The sequence below is a fragment of the Candidatus Methylacidiphilales bacterium genome, from assembly GCA_033875315.1.
In the GTDB taxonomy this organism is placed as follows: Bacteria; Verrucomicrobiota; Verrucomicrobiia; order Methylacidiphilales; family CAZTYG01; genus JANRJG01.
This window is the reverse complement of sequence record JANRJG010000042.1, coordinates 43938-60584: the sequence shown is the minus strand read 5'-3', so window position 1 is coordinate 60584 and position 16647 is coordinate 43938. Positions and strand designations below refer to the sequence as shown.

The following is a 16647-nucleotide window of genomic DNA, read 5'->3' as shown; positions in this document are numbered from 1 at the left end:
GAAAAGTTGATTGTCACATAATTGCCTCTTTGCTGCAATGGTCATGACACACCCATGGCTAGTATGTGAATAAATTGTGAATAACAACGCCTAGTATACCTGACACCCATGGCCCATTATCGCACTTGCTGGATTTCGGATGTTCACCTCGGCACGCGGGGGAGCAAAGCCGCCGCACTTTTGGAGTTCATGAAGCACCATGAGTTCGACCGCCTTTATCTGGTCGGCGATATCATCGACATCTGGGCCCTGCGTCGCGGGATCTACTGGCCACAGGACCACAACGACGTGATCCAGAAGCTTTTGCGCAAATCACGCAAAGGCACGGAGTTGATTTATATCCCGGGCAACCACGATGAATTTCTGGGCGGATTTCTCGGACCTTACGGTTCCGTGACCGTGCGCAAAAACGACATCCACACCACGGTCGATGGTCGCCGTATCCTGGTCATCCATGGGCATGAACTGGATGTGGTGGTGCAGAATCTGGGCTGGCTGGCCCACATTGGTGATTTGGGTTACAAGATCCTCCTCAACCTCAACGGGGTGGTGAACTTGGGGCGTCGTCTCTTGGGACGGCCCTATTGGTCGCTCAGCGCTTTTGTCAAAAACGAGGTCAAGAACGTGGTCAGCTTCATCGGTGATTTCGAACAGGCCGTGGTGCGCTATGCGGAGGATTACCAGGTGGATGCCGTGCTCTGCGGCCATATCCACCATGCGGCCGATCGCCAATTGGGGAACACCCACTATTACAACTCGGGCGACTGGGTCGAAAGCTGCTCCGCCTTGGTCGAGCACATGGATGGACGGATTGAACTCCTGCGGGACCTGCACGTCCAATCAGTTGGTGAGCAGTCGGACTTGGCGCCCAAAGAGAACGAGTTGTCGAGCCCGCAAGCGGTTCTCACGCGAGTTTGAGTCTCAAGTGTAATTGATTGTAGTGGAGATATTTATCCTCCAATCGAGCTTGTTGTTCTCAATTAGTGTGGGTAATGTGTCTTCTTAACAAAAGAAGGAACATGAACCTGACCCCCGAACACCTCCACATAGCCCTCAATCATTTGCCCATCGTGGGCATTCCCATTGGGTTGTTGATCCTCTGGGTGGGAACTGTATTCAAGACTCCACCTGTCCAATTGACGGCCCTCGGGTTGATCGCGGCGATGGCTTTGGCCACTGCCGGAGTGATGTATACCGGTGAAGAGGCGGAAGAACGATTTGAGAAAGGCCTGATCCAGCCCGCCTTGGACGGGGAGGGGGAAGGATGGCTGCATGAACACGAGGAAGCCGCCGAAGGTCTTTCCTGGGCCATCTATCTTTCGGGGGGACTGGCCGTGGTATTGGCGGTGGTCTTGACTCGTTGGCCCCGCTTCGCTCTCCCTTCCGTGCTTGTTTTTTCGGCTTGGATGATTTTTGTCATCGTAGGAACGATCCGGGTGGCCGAAGCCGGGGGCAAGATCCGTCACCCCGAGTTTCGCACCGGCAAGGCTCTTTCGCCCGGGACCGGCCAGGTAGAGTGAGCCGTCATGTCTTTCTCGGCACCTGCTGATTCCGACGACTTGCGCCTGGTCGGCCTGTCGCGTTTCCTCATTTCCCAGCCTGGGGTCGAGGCGGTGCGGATCGACCCGGAAAACCGCCGCCTGAGCGTGGCCACGTTGGGGAATGTCGATGTCGCCGCCTTGCAGGAAGCCCTGCGCCAATCGTTGGCCGAAGTCGAGGCCCTCTTGCCGGAACAACGCACCGGTTTGAGTCCCTCCATCCGCGTGGACAAGGAAGGTGACGGAACGGTATTGCGCAAGCCCACGTGCCCGACGGCGCCGACATTCTGGAAATGGCGGGAGCTGGATTGGTTCGAGGAGGAGGAGGAAGAAGAGGACTGGCGCGAACTGGCCACTTATGCCGGCATCTGTGGGGCCCTGCTGGTCTCCGGTTTTCTGGTGCACAAGCTGCAATTGGGCCCTTCATGGCTGGATGTGGTCTTCTATGCCGGAGCCCTGCTGGCCGGTGGACGCGACGCGGCCGAGGATGCCTGGCACAACCTGCGCCGTGGACGTCTGGATATTCACTTCCTCATGCTGGCGGTCGCCGCCGGAGCTTCGTTGGTGGGAGCCTGGGGTGAGGGAGCCCTGCTGCTCTTCCTGTTTTCCGCCTCCGGGGCCATGGAGGCCTACGCTTCCCACCGCACCCGCGGAGCCATCGACTCCCTGCTCAAGGCCACCCCGCGCCATGCCATCCGCCTCCGGTCCGACGGCTCCGAGGAGGAGGTCCCGGCCGAATCCCTCCAGCCGGGCGATATCCTCGTCGTGCGGCCGGGGGATTTGTTCGCGGTGGATTCGCTGTTGACCGACGGCCAGACGGCGGCCGATGAATCGGCCCTGACCGGGGAGAGTCTTCCAGTGGCCAAGAATCCCGGCGACGAGGTGTTCGGCGGCACACTCAACACCTGGGGTTCGGTCAAGGCCAGGGTGCTCCGGCCGCTCCGGCAAAGTGCGTTGCAGAAAATCATCGACCTCATCCGCAACGCACAAAACCGCCGCGCCCCCGCTCAACGGTTCACCGACCGTTTCGGCACCGGTTACACCTGGGTGGTTCTGGGCTGCACGGCATTGATGTTTTTTGTTTGGTGGATCGTTCTCAAGGTCCCCCCTTTTGAGAACAACGATGGATACTCCGCGTTTTACCGTGCTATGACCTTGATGGTGGTCATGAGCCCGTGCGCCCTCGTTCTCTCCATCCCCTCCGCCATCCTGGCCGCCATCGCTGCCGGTGCCCGTCAGGGTTTCCTTTTCCGTGGCGGGGCGGCTGTCGAAGAATTGGCTCGTGTCGACTGTGTGGCCCTCGACAAAACCGGAACCCTCACCTCCGGCGAATTGGAAGTCGAGCAGGTCCTCAGTCTGCCCCCGGGTCGCGAACGCGATGTGGCCGAACTTGCCTACAGCATGGAAGTGCAGGCTTCACACCCGATCGCCCGGGCCATCGTGCGTTACGGACGCAAGCAGGGATTGAGCGACCTCGGGGTGGGCGATTTCCAAAACCACACCGGCCAGGGCGTGAGTGCACGGCTGAACGGGGAATTGTGCGTCATCGGTCGTCGTGAACTGGTGGCCCAGGGGGCGGTGGCCGCTCTGGTCGATGCCGTGCCCCTTCCCGAAGCGGCCTGCAGCGAAATCTGGATTCTCAAGGGCGATGTTCTGGGACGCATGCTCCTGCGCGACCGGGTGCGCGTGGAATCCAAGCCGGTGCTGGAATCGTTGCATGAACTCGGGCTGCGCACCGTCATGTTGACCGGGGACCGGCAGCAGGTGGCGGACCAGGTCGGGGCGGAGATCGGGCTCGATGCCAAGGATATCCGCGGCGGGTTGTTGCCTGCGGACAAAGTGCGCGCCATCGAGGAGTTGACCCGCGAGGGCCATGTGGTGGCCATGGTGGGCGACGGAATCAATGATGCGCCCAGCCTGGCCGCGGCCCAAGTGGCTGTCGGCATGGGGGCCAGGGGCAGCGATGCCGCGGTCGAGCAAAGCGACGTTGTGCTCATGAACGACCGCATCGATCTTTTCCTGAAGGCCTACCTGCTCAGCCGCAGGGCCCGCACCATCATCCGACAAAATTTGGTCGTGGCCTTTGGTACGGTGGTCGTGATGGCGTTGGGGTCTTTGACCGGGAAAATCCCCCTCAGCCTCGGCGTGATGGCCCACGAGGGTAGTACGGTGCTGGTTTGTCTCAACAGCCTGCGCCTGCTTTTCCGGCGTTGAGCGGTTGTTCACCACGAAGGGCGCGAAGGGCGCGAAGTCGAAATAGTTGGATATGAATAAAATACAGAGCCATTCAAGCTCATTGCCCTCGGATTCAGACTCACCGACTGGTGAATTGAATTTTTTCAGTATCCAAGTCCCAAATACATCGCGTCCTTCGCGATCTTCGCGGTGAGCAACGGCATCGTTATGGCTTGAGCGGACAGTCAGGGACGGTTCTTGCCCGCTCCGGGAATGATCCGGCGGAGTTCCGCCGGGTGGCGGGCCCAGTATTCCACAATCCGTTCCAATTTTTCCAGGCTCTCCGAGCTGACGTGGTGTTCAATGCCTTCGACGTCGCGTGCGATGACGTTGCGGTCCAGCCCGAGAAGGGTGAAGAACTCGGTTAGAATGACGTGCCGGCGTTGGATGCGCCGGGCCACCTCCCGGCCCTTTTCCGTCAGGGTCAGGCCGCGATACTTCTCGTATCGCAGGAAGCCCAGTTTGTCCAGGCGCTTGACCATGATGGAGACACTGGGACGGGTGAAACGCAGGGCCTCGGCAATGTCGGAGACGCGGGCGTAGCCCTTGAGTTCGATCAACTCGTAGATCCGTTCCAGGTAGTCTTCAATGCTCTGCGAAAGCAGGGGAGCCACGGGCTGGGCCATGGGGAGACCCTAAGCGGAATAAGCCCGGCTAGCAATGTTAATATGGTCTTAAAAAGTTAGTTGCATCTAACTCAAGAGAGTCTAGGTTGGGCCGATGAAGCTCCGGCCCCTTTTGCTTTTTCTGCTGCTGGTCATGGCCTCATCCCTGCCCGGACAGGCTGCGACGGGCAAGAAACGTGTCCTGACCACGTTCACCATCCTGCAGGACATCGCCGCCCATGTGGCGGGGGATGCGGCGGAGGTGGTCTCCATCACCAAGCCGGGGGCGGAAATCCATGGATATGAGCCGACGCCGGGTGATATGGTCCGGGCCCAGCAGGCTGACTTGATCTTGTGGAACGGTCTGAATCTGGAACGTTGGTTCGAGAAATTTCTCCGCCGCCTCGGCCGGGTGCCGGGTGTGGTGTTGACCGAGGGCATCGAGCCGATGGGCATCAGCGAGGGACCCTACACCGGAAAACCGAATCCCCATGCCTGGATGTCGCCAGCCAACGCCTTGATTTATGTGGAAAACGTGCGCGCGGCCCTTGCGAAACTGGATCCGGCGAACGAGGCGGTCTACTCGGCCAATGCCCGTGCCTACACCGAGCAGATCCGTGCGGCGGACGCTCCGCTCCGCCAAGCTTTGGATTCCATCCCGGCCGAGCGCCGTTGGCTGGTCAGCAGCGAGGGGGCTTTTTCTTACCTGGCCCGGGATTACGGAATGAAGCAATTGTATCTCTGGCCGATCAATGCCGACCAACAGGGCACACCGCAACAGGTGCGCAAAGTCATCGATATCGTGCGCCGGGAGAAAATCCCGGTGGTCTTCTCCGAAAGTACGGTCAGTGACAAGCCGGCCCGGCAGATCGCCCAGGAAACCGGGGCACGCTACGGCGGCGTCTTGTATGTTGATTCCCTCACCGGGCCGGATGGTCCGGCACCGACTTATTTGAAACTGCTTGAAACCAACGCCAACACCATTGTCCGCGGTTTCACCCCGGAGGACCGTCCATGAGTTTTTCTGTTGATGTGGCCAAGGTGACCGTGACCTACAGCAACGGGAACACCGCCCTTTACGATGCCACCTTCCGTTTGGAAACCGGAGTGATCTGTGCCCTCGTCGGGGTCAATGGCAGTGGAAAGTCGACCCTCTTCAAAGCCATTGTCGGTTTTGTCCGGCCGACCGAGGGCGAGGTCACCATCGGTGGCCTGAGTGTGCCCCAAGCCTGCCGCAGGAATCTGCTGGCCTACGTGCCCCAGGCGGAGGAAGTCGACTGGAGTTTCCCGGTTCTGGTCCGGGATGTGGTCATGATGGGGCGCTACGGCCACATGAACTTCCTGCGCATCCCCCGCGCGGCCGACCGCGAGGCCGTGCGGCGGAGCTTGGAGCGTGTCGGGCTGGAGGGTCTGCAGGACCGCCAGATCGGGGAGCTTTCCGGCGGACAGAAGAAGCGCGTCTTCCTGGCCCGCGCCCTGGCCCAGGAGGCAAAGGTTATTCTCCTGGATGAACCCTTCACCGGCGTCGATGTGAAGACCGAGATATCCATCATCGAGGTGTTGCGCGAGCTGCGCGCTTCCGGACACATCATCCTGGTTTCGACCCACAATCTCGGATCGGTGCCGGAATTTTGTGATCAAGTGGTGCTGATCAACCGCACGGTGCTGGCGCATGGTCCCACGGTCGAGGTCTTCACCGCCGAGAATCTTGGGCGGGCTTTCGGCGGCAAGTTGCGCCATTTCCGCCTGGACGATGCTCCGGGTGATAATCCAATCGTGTTGACCGATGACGAGCGGCCGTTGGTGCTTGGACATGGCGGGAAAATCGAGGACCGGGTGGAAGAATGAACTGGTTGGAACCCTTGCAATACGATTTTATGGTCCGGGCCATGGTGATGAGCGCGCTCATCGGCGGGGTCTGCGGCTTGCTTTCCTGTTTTGTCATCCTCAAGGGTTGGTCGTTGATGGGGGATGCCCTTTCCCATTCGGTCGTGCCAGGAGTGGCCATCGCCCACATCCTGGGATTGCCCATGGTCCTGGGGGCATTCTCAACCGGAATGCTGGCTGCGCTCGGCATGGGGTTGGTCAAGGCCCGCACCCGGTTGCGCGAGGATGCGGTCATCGGGGTGGTTTTCACCGCCTTTTTTGCCCTGGGCCTGTTTCTCATATCGCTCCATCCCTCCGAGGTCAATCTGAGGACGATTGTTTTTGGCAACATCCTCGGCATCGCCCGCGCGGACATGGTGCAAATGGTCCTGATCTCGGCCACGGCTTTGCTGGTCCTGGGACTGAAGTGGAAAGACCTGGTACTTTTTTGTTTCGATCCTGGTCAGGCCCGCACGCTCGGTCTTCCGGTCCACCTGCTTCAGTTGACCTTGCTGGCCCTCCTCTCGCTCATCACCGTCGCGGCCTTGCAAGCGGTGGGGGCGATCCTGGTGGTGGCCATGCTGGTGACTCCGGGGGCCACCGCCTACCTGCTCAGCGACCGGTTTGACCGCATGTTGTTGATAGCCGGCCTGATGGGGGCGGTCGTTTCGGGTGCCGGGGCCTACACGGGTTACTTTCTCAATGGCGAAGTGGGAGGCTGCATCGTCGTGCTGCAAACCCTGGTCTTTCTGGCCGCGTTTTTGTTTTCGCCGAAGTGCGGCCTCTGCACCCGCGCACGGGGGGCCACCCCATGAACGGCCTCTGGGAACCCTTTTCCCACCCGTTCATGCAGGACGCCCTGCTCGCGGGGTTGTTGGTGGGAACGGTTTGTGCGGTCCTTTCCTGTTATCTGGTGCTCAAGGGCTGGTCCCTCCTGGGCGATGCGGTCTCGCATGCCGTACTGCCCGGGATCGTTCTGGCCTACCTGTTTGGGTTGCCTCTGGCCGCAGGGGCCTTCGCCAGCGGGGTCTTCTGTGGCGCGGCCAGCGGGTTTCTCAAGGCCAACAGCCGTCTGAAGGAGGACACTGTCCTGGGTATCGTCTTCACCGGTCTCTTCGCCTTCGGACTGGTGCTCTTTTCCAAAACCGAAAGCGATCTTCACCTCGACCACATCCTCTTCGGCAATATTCTGGGCATTGAGCCGGAGACGCTCCGGCAGGTCTTGGCCATCGGGGGAGTGACCCTGGCGGTGATCCTGGTGCTCCGGAAGGACCTGATGCTCTTTTGCTTCGACCCCCTCCAGGCCAGGACCATCGGTTTGAACACGGTCTTTCTTCACTACCTTTTGCTCTGCCTGCTGGCGGCTACCGTGGTGGTATCCTTGCAGGCGGTGGGGATCATCCTGGTGGTGGCGATGTTGATCACACCCGGCTGCATTGGTTATCTCATGAGCGACCGTTTCGAGGGCATGATGGCCTGGTCGGTGGGCAGTGCCTGGCTGGCCTGTGCCGCCGGAATTTGGTTCAGCTTCCGCATCGATGGGTCCACCGCGGCCTGTATCGTACTGGCCCAGGCGGGTTTGTTCATCGTGGCCCTCCTCTTTGCCCCCAAACATGGTTGGTTGGCCCACCGGATGCGTTTCCCCCGGCGCAATGGTCAGCTGACCCCCTGATCCAGCCGCCTGCTTTTCGGGATTGATCTCACCGCTGCCCCGGCCAGAGTCTGACTCCCCGATGCCCAAGCCCCCTGCCAAGGACAAGTCCGCTGATATCACCTTTGAACAGGCCGTCGCCCGCCTCGACGAACTCGTCGGTCTGATGCAGTCGCCCGAGCTGCCCTTGGAGGATCTGATCGGGCGTTACGAGGAAGGAATGAAGCTTCTGGGCCTTTGCAGCGAGAAGCTGGCGGCGGCAGAGCAAAAAATTGAATTGTTAACCCGGCAAAAGTCGGGGACATTTACCGCTTCCCCGGGCGGTCTCCCGGCCATCCAGGGGGAAGACCAGCCTGCCCCGGCAGAAGAGGATTCTGCCGGCGAGGCCCGTCTGTTTTGAAATACCCCCACGATGGGGCAAAGGAAAGAGAACCACATGGCTGCAAAAATACTGGACCGGATCAATGGACCGGCTGATGTCAAAAAACTCAATACGGAAGAGATGGCCGTCCTGGCGCAGGAAATCCGGGATGAACTGATCCAGGTTTGCAGCAAAAACGGGGGGCATCTCGGCCCCAACCTCGGCCTGGTCGAGCTGACCATCGCCCTGCACCACGTCTTCGAAACCCCCAAAGACAACTTTGTTTTCGATGTCAGCCACCAGGCCTACGTCCACAAGATCCTCTCCGGGCGCCGCAAACAGTTCCCCACCATCCGCCAAGCCGGAGGGCTCAATGGCTTCATGCTCCGCACCGAAAGCCCGCACGATTGCTACGGTGCGGGCCACGCCGGCACCGCGCTTTCCGCCGCCGTCGGCATGGCCACGGCCCGTGACCTGCGCAAAAGCGATGAACATGTGGTCGCCCTTTGCGGTGATGCCGCCTTCACCTGCGGGGTCACCTTCGAGGCCCTGAACAATATCACCCAACACACCAAGAAGCTCATCGTCATCCTCAACGACAACGAGTGGTCCATCGACAAGAACGTCGGTGCCATTGCCAGCTACTTCAATAAAATCTCCACCAACCCGCAGTTCAGCTACCTCCACGACAAGGCCAGCCAGGTTATCGAGCGCCTCGGTGGACAGACCGCCCTCAAATACGCCAAAAAGGCCGAGGAAGCCGCCAAAAGCCTCCTTCTTCCCAGCGTCATTTTCGAGGAAATGGGACTGACCTATTACGGCCCGGTTGACGGCCACGACACCGACAGCCTGATCAAGATGTTGAACTTCCTCAAGGACCAGGATCATCCCGTCCTGCTCCACGTTCTCACCCAGAAGGGCAAGGGCTTCGAGCTGGCCATGTCCAAACAGAAGAAATACCACGGTGTCGGCCCCGGCACCTACCACCCGACCGACGGCGAAAGTGACGCCAGCGGACCCGCCACCTTTTCCCAGGTTTTCGCCGACACCTTGGTCAAGCTGGCCAACACCAACAACAAAATCGTCGCCATCACCGGCGCCATGCCCAACGGCACCGCCCTCGACCGCTTCCAGCCCAAACACCCGGACAAGTACTTCGATGTCGGCATCGCCGAGGAACATGCAGTGCTCTTTGCCGCAGGACTGGCCACCAAAGGCTACAAACCGGTCTGCGCCATCTACTCCACGTTCCTTCAGCGTGCCTACGACATGATCATTCATGATGTGGCCCTCCAGAACCTCCCCGTCGTGTTCGCCATGGACCGCGGCAGTCTTTCCGGCGATGACGGTCCGACCCACCACGGCCTTTTTGACATCTCCTACCTCCGCTGCGTGCCCAACATGGTCCACATGTCGCCCAAGGATGAAGATGAGATGGCGGATATGCTCTACACCGCCACCCAGTATGCGGGGCCTGTGGCCCTGCGTTATCCGCGTGGCGCGGGTGTGGGCGCGAAGGTCAAGGAAAACCCCCAGCTCCTTCCCATCGGCAAGGCCGAGGTCATCAAACACGGAACCCAAGTCGCTGTTTGGAGCTACGGTCACATGCTCCCCATGGGGCAGGAACTCGCGGCCAAGCTCGAGGCCCAGGGCGTTTCCACCGCCATCATCAATGCCCGTTTCGCCAAACCCCTCGACCGCGGCACCCTCGAATTCTTTGCCCGCAGTTGCGAGGTTATTGTCACTTTCGAGGACCATGTCATCAAGGGGGGCTTCGGTGCCGGGGTCATCGAGGAACTGAGCGATCTCGGCCTCAACACCCCGGTCGTCCGCATCGGCTGGCCCGACCAGTTCATCGACCACGGCAAGGTCGACCAGCTGCGCGCGCTCCACGGCCTGAGCGTGGAAGGGGCATTGGAAAAACTGCAGCCTTTCCTCAAGAAACTCAAACCCGCCGCCGCCAAACCCGCCGTGGCCTGAGGTGGATCAGCAAGGGAAATGATCCAAACCGCGTTGGAGACAACGCGGCATCACCCCTGCGAAAAACCACCCTGCTTCGCTCTTTGCCTGCCCCATCAACCAGTCATTTATGAAAATCGTTGTCGCCTATTCCGGGGGTCTCGACACCTCCATCCTTCTCCGCTGGCTCCAGGAAGAATACGGGGCCGAAATCATCGCCTTCTGCGCCGACATCGGCCAGGAAGAGGAACTCAAGGGCCTCGACAAAAAAGCCGTCCGCACCGGGGCCTCCAAGTGCTACATCGACGACCTGACCGAGGAATTTGCCCGTGATTTCATCTACCCGATGGTCAGGGCCGGGGCACTGTACGAGAACCAGTATTTCCTCGGCACCAGCATCGCCCGCCCCCTCATCGCCAAGCGGCAGGTCGACATCGCCCGTTTGGAGAAAGCCGAAGCGGTGGCCCACGGCGCCACCGGCAAGGGCAATGACCAAGTGCGTTTCGAGCTCACCTTCGCCGCCCTCGCTCCCGAACTGAAAGTCATCGCGCCCTGGCGCACCTGGAATTTCAAGGGCCGCAGCGATCTCATCGCTTACGCCAAGTCCAAGGGCATTCCCGTCCCCGTGACGGCCAAGAAGCCCTACTCCATGGACCGGAACCTCCTCCACATCAGCTTTGAAAGTGGTATCTTGGAAGATCCATGGCGCGAGCCGACCAAGGATATGTTCGTTCTCAGCGTGGCTCCCGAGGATGCCCCCAACAAGGCAGAATACGTCGAATTGGATTTCGAGCGTGGGAACTGTGTCGCGGTCAATGGCAAGCGACTCACCCCGGCCGGGGTCATGAAAGCCCTCAACAAGCTCGGCGGCAAACACGGAGTCGGCCGGGTCGACTTGGTGGAGAACCGCTTCGTCGGCATGAAATCGCGTGGCGTCTATGAAACCCCGGGAGGCTCCATCCTCCACTTCGCCCACCGCCAGATGGAAACCCTGACCATGGACCGCGAGGTCATGCATCTGCGCGACGGGATGATCCCGAAGTATTCCGAGCTGGTGTACAACGGTTTCTGGTTCGCCCCCGAGCGGAATTTTCTCCAGGCCGCCGTTGACCAGAGCCAGGAAAACGTCACCGGTTCGGTCCGGATCAAGCTCTACAAGGGAAACATCATCACCGCCGGACGGCGCAGCAAGGTTTCCCTTTATAACCCGCACGTCGCCACGATGGAGGCCGACGCCGGGGCCTACAACCAGGGCGATGCCACCGGTTTCATCAATCTCAACGCCCTACGTCTCAAATCCTGGTCCCGAGTGGCCGGCCCGGCCCGCAAGGGCAGGGGACGTCCTTCCTGAACCGCCGAACCGGCCCGCAGACTTTCGCCATGAACCTATCTTTGCGGGATCATTCAAGGTGCGGACTGTGGATGATTTTCGCCCTGTGCGCGGCCGTCATTTTAGCGGAACCGACTGCGTCAGCGCAGACGTTCGATTGTGAAATCCCGGCCCGTCCGGCCGATAACTTCACTGTGGCCCGTTTCCGTTGCCTGATCCCTGCCGGCCTGGAGACGGTGCGGGGGGTGTTGGTGTTGGTTCCGGGGCACAATGAAGACGGCCGGCCGCTGGTGGATAAAGACGGCTGGCCCGCCTTTGCCTCAGAACACCAACTGGCTTTGCTGGGATGCCAGTTTGAGGACGATGACCGCCGTGACTACTCCAATGCCATGCGCGGCTCCGGACTGGCCGTCACCCAGGCGTTGCGTGACTTTGATCGTCTGACAGGACGGCGCGACCTCGGTCAGTCCAATTTCATGGTTTGGGGTATTTCCTCCGGGGCGCAATTCGCGGCTTCCATGACCCTCTACAAGGCGGACAAGATGATGGCTTTCGTGAGCGTTCTTGGCGCATGGTGGACGCCTCCTTATGCCTCGTCCCGCCGGGTGCCGGGTTTGTTTGTCTCGGCCACCGACCAGCCCGATGGCGCGGCGGAGAAGACCCGCAAGCTTTACTTGGAGAACCGGACCTTGGGCGCCAATTGGGCGCTGTTGGAGCTTGATCAAACCAAGGGAACACCTGAACGGGTGGCGTCATTGGCCAAACAATTCTTGGCCGATTCCCTCAATCTGCGCCAGAAGCCCGAAACCTACCCGGGCACCCGGCTGGAGAACATCTCGCAACTCGATGGCTGGGTGTTGCGGGACGGCGATGATGCGATTGTGAGTGCGGCGGAACTTTCCCGGGCCGAGACCGCGTCCAGTTTCTGGTTTCCCTCACGGGCCGCGGCCGAGGCATGGCTCCAGTCGCGGGGGAAGACCCGCGCGAAGTAAGCCAAGCCCCGCCCTCACCGGGTGTTCAATACCAGCGGGCTTTTTTGAAGGCACGCGTCGGGACGGTCAGGGCATTCGGGGGAAGGATGGCGATGAGCGGAGCGGAGGGGATGGCCACCAACCCGGCCTCTTTCCGCGTGATCCAGATTTCCGGATGGCTGTGGCCGAGTTCGGTCGAATCGGAGAGCGCGATTTCCTCTTTGGCCAGGTTGTATCCGATGATCAGGAGCGCGTGGTAGCCCGGGGGTCCGGTGAGTTTCCTAACCACCTTGTCGCTGGCCTCGAGTCCGTCCCGCCGGCGGCCCGTCTGCTCGACCCACAAAGGCAACAACTGGGCGTCGATCCCCCAGACCAAGGGCAGGCCGCGGTCGAGATAGCCCTGGATTCCGGCCAGATCGTCTGCCGTTTCCCGCAGGTAATCGAGCTTGAAGCCCAAGGGGGACAGGTCCCGGCTGACACTGCCGGCAAAACCACGGAAGGAACTGCCGTTGACGGTGGTGCCTCCCGCCTCCGCCAACTCATAAACATTCAAGGATACCCCGTAGTAGCGCAGTACCTTTTCCCACGCGGCCGGAACGCAGAAACCGCGGTTTCCCTGTGAGATGGGAGGCAGCCCGGTGATGACCACATCGCCGTTGGACCGTCGCTTGACCCGTTCGGCCGGATCGAAGGCCCGGTGGTCCTTTTCCACCATCTTCTGGGCTTCGCTTTCGTTCGGCACGTAGTTCCCTTTCTCGAGGGTGACGATCAGGGCCGAAGAAGTGGCCTGCATTTGGATCTGGTGCCCGACCCAGGACCATGTCCATGGTCCGCTCCCGGCCGGGGCGCCGAGACGCTCGCTCAATTGGGCACTGATTCTGCCCATGGCTTCATCGCGTTTCTTGCGGAACTCCGGTTCGGCCAGCTGGGTTCCCACGGCGTTGAGATCGGCCTGGTTGATGAATCCAAAGACCACCCGCTGCGGCTTGTGCTCGGAGCAGTACAGGTCAAGGGAGAAAAGCGGTTCCCCCAACACTTCCATGCTCCCGTAAAAACTGTTGCGGTAAATTTCTGTTCCGGCGTTGCTGGTTCCCTTCAATTTCATCCGCCACGCCACACCCTCGGCCTCGTCGTCCCACAAGTTGCTGTCTTTCCAAACCGGCAAATGGAAAAGATCGTTCAAATTGGTCGCTTGGACCACGGCAGGGATCAGGAGCAGGGCAGCAGCAAACAGGACGCGAGCGCATCGGGGAATTCTGGAAAGTCGCAGGGGCATGGCCGTTCTCCGTTGTCAAGTTAAGGGGCCCCGCGCTCAGGTCGAGCCCGGACCCGGATTGAATCAATTTGTTGACGCATACCCCCTTTTTTACTATAAAAAGCGTAATTAAAGGCCTGTTTTGAACAAATCATTTACCATACTAGTGGTTTTGGCGCTTGTACTTGGCGCTGGCAGCATCTTTTTGATCAAGAAAATGATCGATGTGGAACGCCAAAAAGCACTCGCATCCAAACCGGTCATAGAAGCCGCACCGGAAGTCAAAATCGAGATGGGCGATGTTCTTTTCGTAAAAGAAGACTTGGAAACCGGCACGCCGCTCAACGACATGAACGTGGGCGTTCTGAAAGTGCCTGTCACTGTCATCCCCGACAACGCCTTGCGCAGCCTCGACCAAGTCAAGGATCTCTTTGCCTACCAGAGTCTGTTCAAAAATGAGTGGCTCCTCCAGCCTAAGGCCCGCACACGGGAAAGCCTGCCCAAGCCTTCCATGGTCATCGAGCCGGGTAAAAGATTGATTTCCGTGCGGGTGGACGAGGTGAAGGCCAACAGCTTCCTCGTCAAAAACGGTGACTTTGTCGATTTGGTGGGGTCCTTCGAACTCGAAGACGACATGCTCCCGACCAAAAATGTCCCCATGGGAAAAAAGATCACCATCACATTCCTGCAGCGGGTCAAAATCTTCGATATCATCCACGGCAGCCAGGTGGCGGGCGGTGAAGAAACGGCCGAGGGCGGTAAAGGCCGGTTGGCCATGGGTACCAATGCCACCTTCGAAGTCACCCAGCGCGAGGCGGAAATCATCACCAATGCCGAATCCGTAGCCACTTCAATTTGGTTGGTCTTGCGCCGTTTCGACGACACCGCCATCCAGGAGCCGCAATCGGAATTGGAGAAAAACATCATCGCCAACCTCCTTCGCGCCAATAATTCCGCTGCGGAAGTCAAAGCTCCGCCACCCAAAACCGCATTGCCGTCGAGAAAAACCGTTTTTTGAGCCATGATCACGAAGCCATTCGCCCTTAACGTCCCCTTGGTGCTGCTGGCCGCCATATGCCCGTGGCTGTCATTCTGCCCATCGACGGTCATCGCCGCAGAAGAAACCGGTGCCGCTGGCATCACGGGATTTGTTGAGGAAAACATCACCATCCCGGTGAAGAACTTCGAAAATGCGGTCATCAAAATCGACAACAAGTCGGTTGTCATCGACGGCTTTTGGGAGTTCAAGGATTCGGCCGGCGAGGTTCTGGAAAAACCCAAAATTTTGAGCCAGCCTGCCGACCTGACCGACAAGGTGGTCCTGGCCCTGCGTTCCCCGGGAACAGCCAACATCAGTGTGACCGAAGACGGTGAAACCAAGGTGTACAAAATCTCGGTCAAAAGCCGGTTCCGGGAAAATGAAATCGAAAAAGAACTGGAAACCGCCATCCTCCAATTCGTCGGGGATCCCGGCCTCAAAGTCACCGTCCTTCCCCCGCAATCCTCGCTGGTTGGCGCCAACATGCGACGTGCCTTCGGCGACGAAACCGCCAGCGAAATTGTCGCTCCCCGCGGACAGGCTGCCGGCTCCAGCACCGGGACCGTCACCTCTGCGTCCGACTACCGCCCTGTGATTGTCTTGGAGGGCGAGCTGCTGAACGACCTGCGTATCATCAAGGCCATCAATGTGGCCCATGCTTACACCGAAAATGTCATCAACCTGATGAGTGCCAGGAACATCATCCAGGTTCAAATCAAGGTCAACGTACTCAGTGTTCAGGTCAGCAAAACCTCGAACATCGGGATGCGCTATGGAACACGCTCCGCGGCCGGTGTGTTCACCTCCGGATTGACCCTGCCGCTGAATGTGCAGGAAGCTTTCAGCGCCGGCGCACCTTTCTTTAACGTGATCAACACCAACGCCGTGGGGGATTTCCAAGCCCAGCTCAATGCCGCCATCACCCGCGGCGACGTCAAGGTTCTGCAATCCCCAACCATCACGGTGATGAACGGCCAGCCGGCCGAGTTCATCGCCGGCAGCATTGTCTCCATTCCCACCAGTGTTACCATCGATAACGGTGTGACCACCCAGGAATTCAGCCAGCAGGCCGTCGGGGTCACCTTGCGCATCAGCCCGATCACCCGGGAAGAAGCCGTTTTCCGCACGCGCACGGACGGCACCATTCCCTTCTCCACCATTTCCACCCAGGACCGCAGGATCACTCGCGCCGAGTCTGACACCGGAGCGGCCCGGGAACAGGTGGTCAATTCGATTGATGAGAATGGCGTCGTCCGACTTCTCATCCAACCTTCGGTCAGCTCGTTGGGTGCCACCGCGGTCAACGGCGTCATTCCGGTCAACACCAACCAGATGGAAACCCGCGTCGCCCTCAAAGACAGGTCGACTTTGGTCATCGGGGGCCTCTTCACCAGCGAGGACCGCAAAAACATGGAAGCCATTCCTTTCATCGAGAAAATCCCGATTCTTGGCGAATTGTTCAAAAACCGGAACAACACCGACAACCGCAACGAACTGGTCTTCACCCTGACACCCTGCATCACCGGGCTCTCCGATTTCAGCGAGGTCAACGACCGTTCCGTCCAGGGGGCACCCATGCGCCGGGAAATGCAGACCGTCGGGATCAACTCGAAGCCGGTGCGCATCAGCGCGCGGGAGGTCTTTGTGCGTGAACCCGCCCGCACGGTTCCCTCCACTCCGGGAAATTTTAACGAAGTCGGCGTGAGGCCCCTGGATGCCAATGCCAACGTCGCTCCGGCAACCTCCAATGCCGGGGCGGCCGTGGTCCCGGAAGAGGCCAAAATGCCCGGCCTGCCCAACAACAGCGGGAACGGAACCGTCAAGCCGTAGTTCCAGA

Annotated in this window: 15 protein-coding genes; 13 read left to right on the top strand and 2 right to left on the bottom strand. The window is 59.8% G+C overall.

Translation table 11 applies throughout. The annotated features are described in order from the left end of the window. Positions 1-108 precede the first annotated feature (108 nt). The 3 genes from SFU85_13840 to SFU85_13830 all read left to right on the top strand — a co-directional run bounded on the left by SFU85_13840 (position 109) and on the right by SFU85_13830 (position 3752). Positions 109-918: a UDP-2,3-diacylglucosamine diphosphatase gene (locus SFU85_13840; protein MDX6767859.1), complete on the top strand. Its 810-nt coding sequence runs from the start codon at positions 109-111 to the stop codon at positions 916-918. A 101-nt stretch (positions 919-1019) separates the two neighbouring features. Continuing rightward, positions 1020-1520 (top strand): hypothetical protein, encoded by a 501-nt coding sequence (locus SFU85_13835; GenBank protein ID MDX6767858.1) that lies wholly within the window; start codon positions 1020-1022, stop codon positions 1518-1520. 6 nt (positions 1521-1526) lie between these two features. Beyond that, positions 1527-3752, top strand: a complete 2226-nt coding sequence (locus SFU85_13830; protein ID MDX6767857.1) for a heavy metal translocating P-type ATPase — start codon at positions 1527-1529, stop codon at positions 3750-3752. Positions 3753-3958: 206 nt separating this feature from the next. On the opposite strand, the gene mntR is transcribed toward SFU85_13830, so the two are convergent. Continuing rightward, a complete protein-coding gene (gene mntR / locus SFU85_13825) occupies positions 3959-4399 on the bottom strand; it encodes a transcriptional regulator MntR (protein MDX6767856.1) in 441 nt (146 codons plus the stop codon). A 94-nt stretch (positions 4400-4493) separates the two neighbouring features. Here mntR and SFU85_13820 point away from each other — a divergent pair, with 94 nt between their 5' ends. The 8 genes from SFU85_13820 to SFU85_13785 all read left to right on the top strand — a co-directional run bounded on the left by SFU85_13820 (position 4494) and on the right by SFU85_13785 (position 12537). Continuing rightward, a complete protein-coding gene (locus SFU85_13820; protein ID MDX6767855.1) occupies positions 4494-5396 on the top strand; it encodes a metal ABC transporter substrate-binding protein in 903 nt (300 codons plus the stop codon). Next, the gene (locus tag SFU85_13815) at positions 5393-6226 is read left to right on the top strand and encodes a manganese/iron ABC transporter ATP-binding protein (protein ID MDX6767854.1); all 834 of its coding nucleotides are present in this window, start codon (positions 5393-5395) and stop codon (positions 6224-6226) included. Before SFU85_13820 ends, SFU85_13815 begins: the two co-directional genes overlap by 4 nt. Further along, positions 6223-7059: a metal ABC transporter permease gene (locus tag SFU85_13810; GenBank protein ID MDX6767853.1), complete on the top strand. Its 837-nt coding sequence runs from the start codon at positions 6223-6225 to the stop codon at positions 7057-7059. The genes SFU85_13815 and SFU85_13810 overlap by 4 nt, the downstream gene beginning before the upstream one ends. Beyond that, the gene (locus SFU85_13805; protein ID MDX6767852.1) at positions 7056-7916 is read left to right on the top strand and encodes a metal ABC transporter permease; all 861 of its coding nucleotides are present in this window, start codon (positions 7056-7058) and stop codon (positions 7914-7916) included. Before SFU85_13810 ends, SFU85_13805 begins: the two co-directional genes overlap by 4 nt. A gap of 61 nt (positions 7917-7977) precedes the next feature. Continuing rightward, positions 7978-8295, top strand: coding sequence for an exodeoxyribonuclease VII small subunit (xseB, locus tag SFU85_13800; protein MDX6767851.1), 318 nt, complete (start codon positions 7978-7980; stop codon positions 8293-8295). 36 nt (positions 8296-8331) lie between these two features. Further along, positions 8332-10236, top strand: coding sequence for a 1-deoxy-D-xylulose-5-phosphate synthase (dxs, locus tag SFU85_13795; GenBank protein ID MDX6767850.1), 1905 nt, complete (start codon positions 8332-8334; stop codon positions 10234-10236). Between the two features lie 109 nt (positions 10237-10345). Beyond that, positions 10346-11566: an argininosuccinate synthase gene (locus tag SFU85_13790; protein ID MDX6767849.1), complete on the top strand. Its 1221-nt coding sequence runs from the start codon at positions 10346-10348 to the stop codon at positions 11564-11566. Positions 11567-11595: 29 nt separating this feature from the next. Continuing rightward, complete coding sequence (locus tag SFU85_13785; GenBank protein ID MDX6767848.1) at positions 11596-12537, top strand: hypothetical protein; 942 nt, start codon at positions 11596-11598, stop codon at positions 12535-12537. A 25-nt stretch (positions 12538-12562) separates the two neighbouring features. Here the strand turns inward: SFU85_13785 and SFU85_13780 are convergent, their stop codons facing one another. Then, a complete protein-coding gene (locus SFU85_13780) occupies positions 12563-13792 on the bottom strand; it encodes a C39 family peptidase (GenBank protein MDX6767847.1) in 1230 nt (409 codons plus the stop codon). Between the two features lie 145 nt (positions 13793-13937). Between SFU85_13780 and cpaB the strand changes: the two genes are divergently transcribed. After that, a complete protein-coding gene (gene cpaB / locus SFU85_13775; protein MDX6767846.1) occupies positions 13938-14789 on the top strand; it encodes a Flp pilus assembly protein CpaB in 852 nt (283 codons plus the stop codon). A gap of 3 nt (positions 14790-14792) precedes the next feature. Next, the gene (locus SFU85_13770) at positions 14793-16640 is read left to right on the top strand and encodes a type II and III secretion system protein (protein ID MDX6767845.1); all 1848 of its coding nucleotides are present in this window, start codon (positions 14793-14795) and stop codon (positions 16638-16640) included. Positions 16641-16647 lie beyond the last annotated feature (7 nt).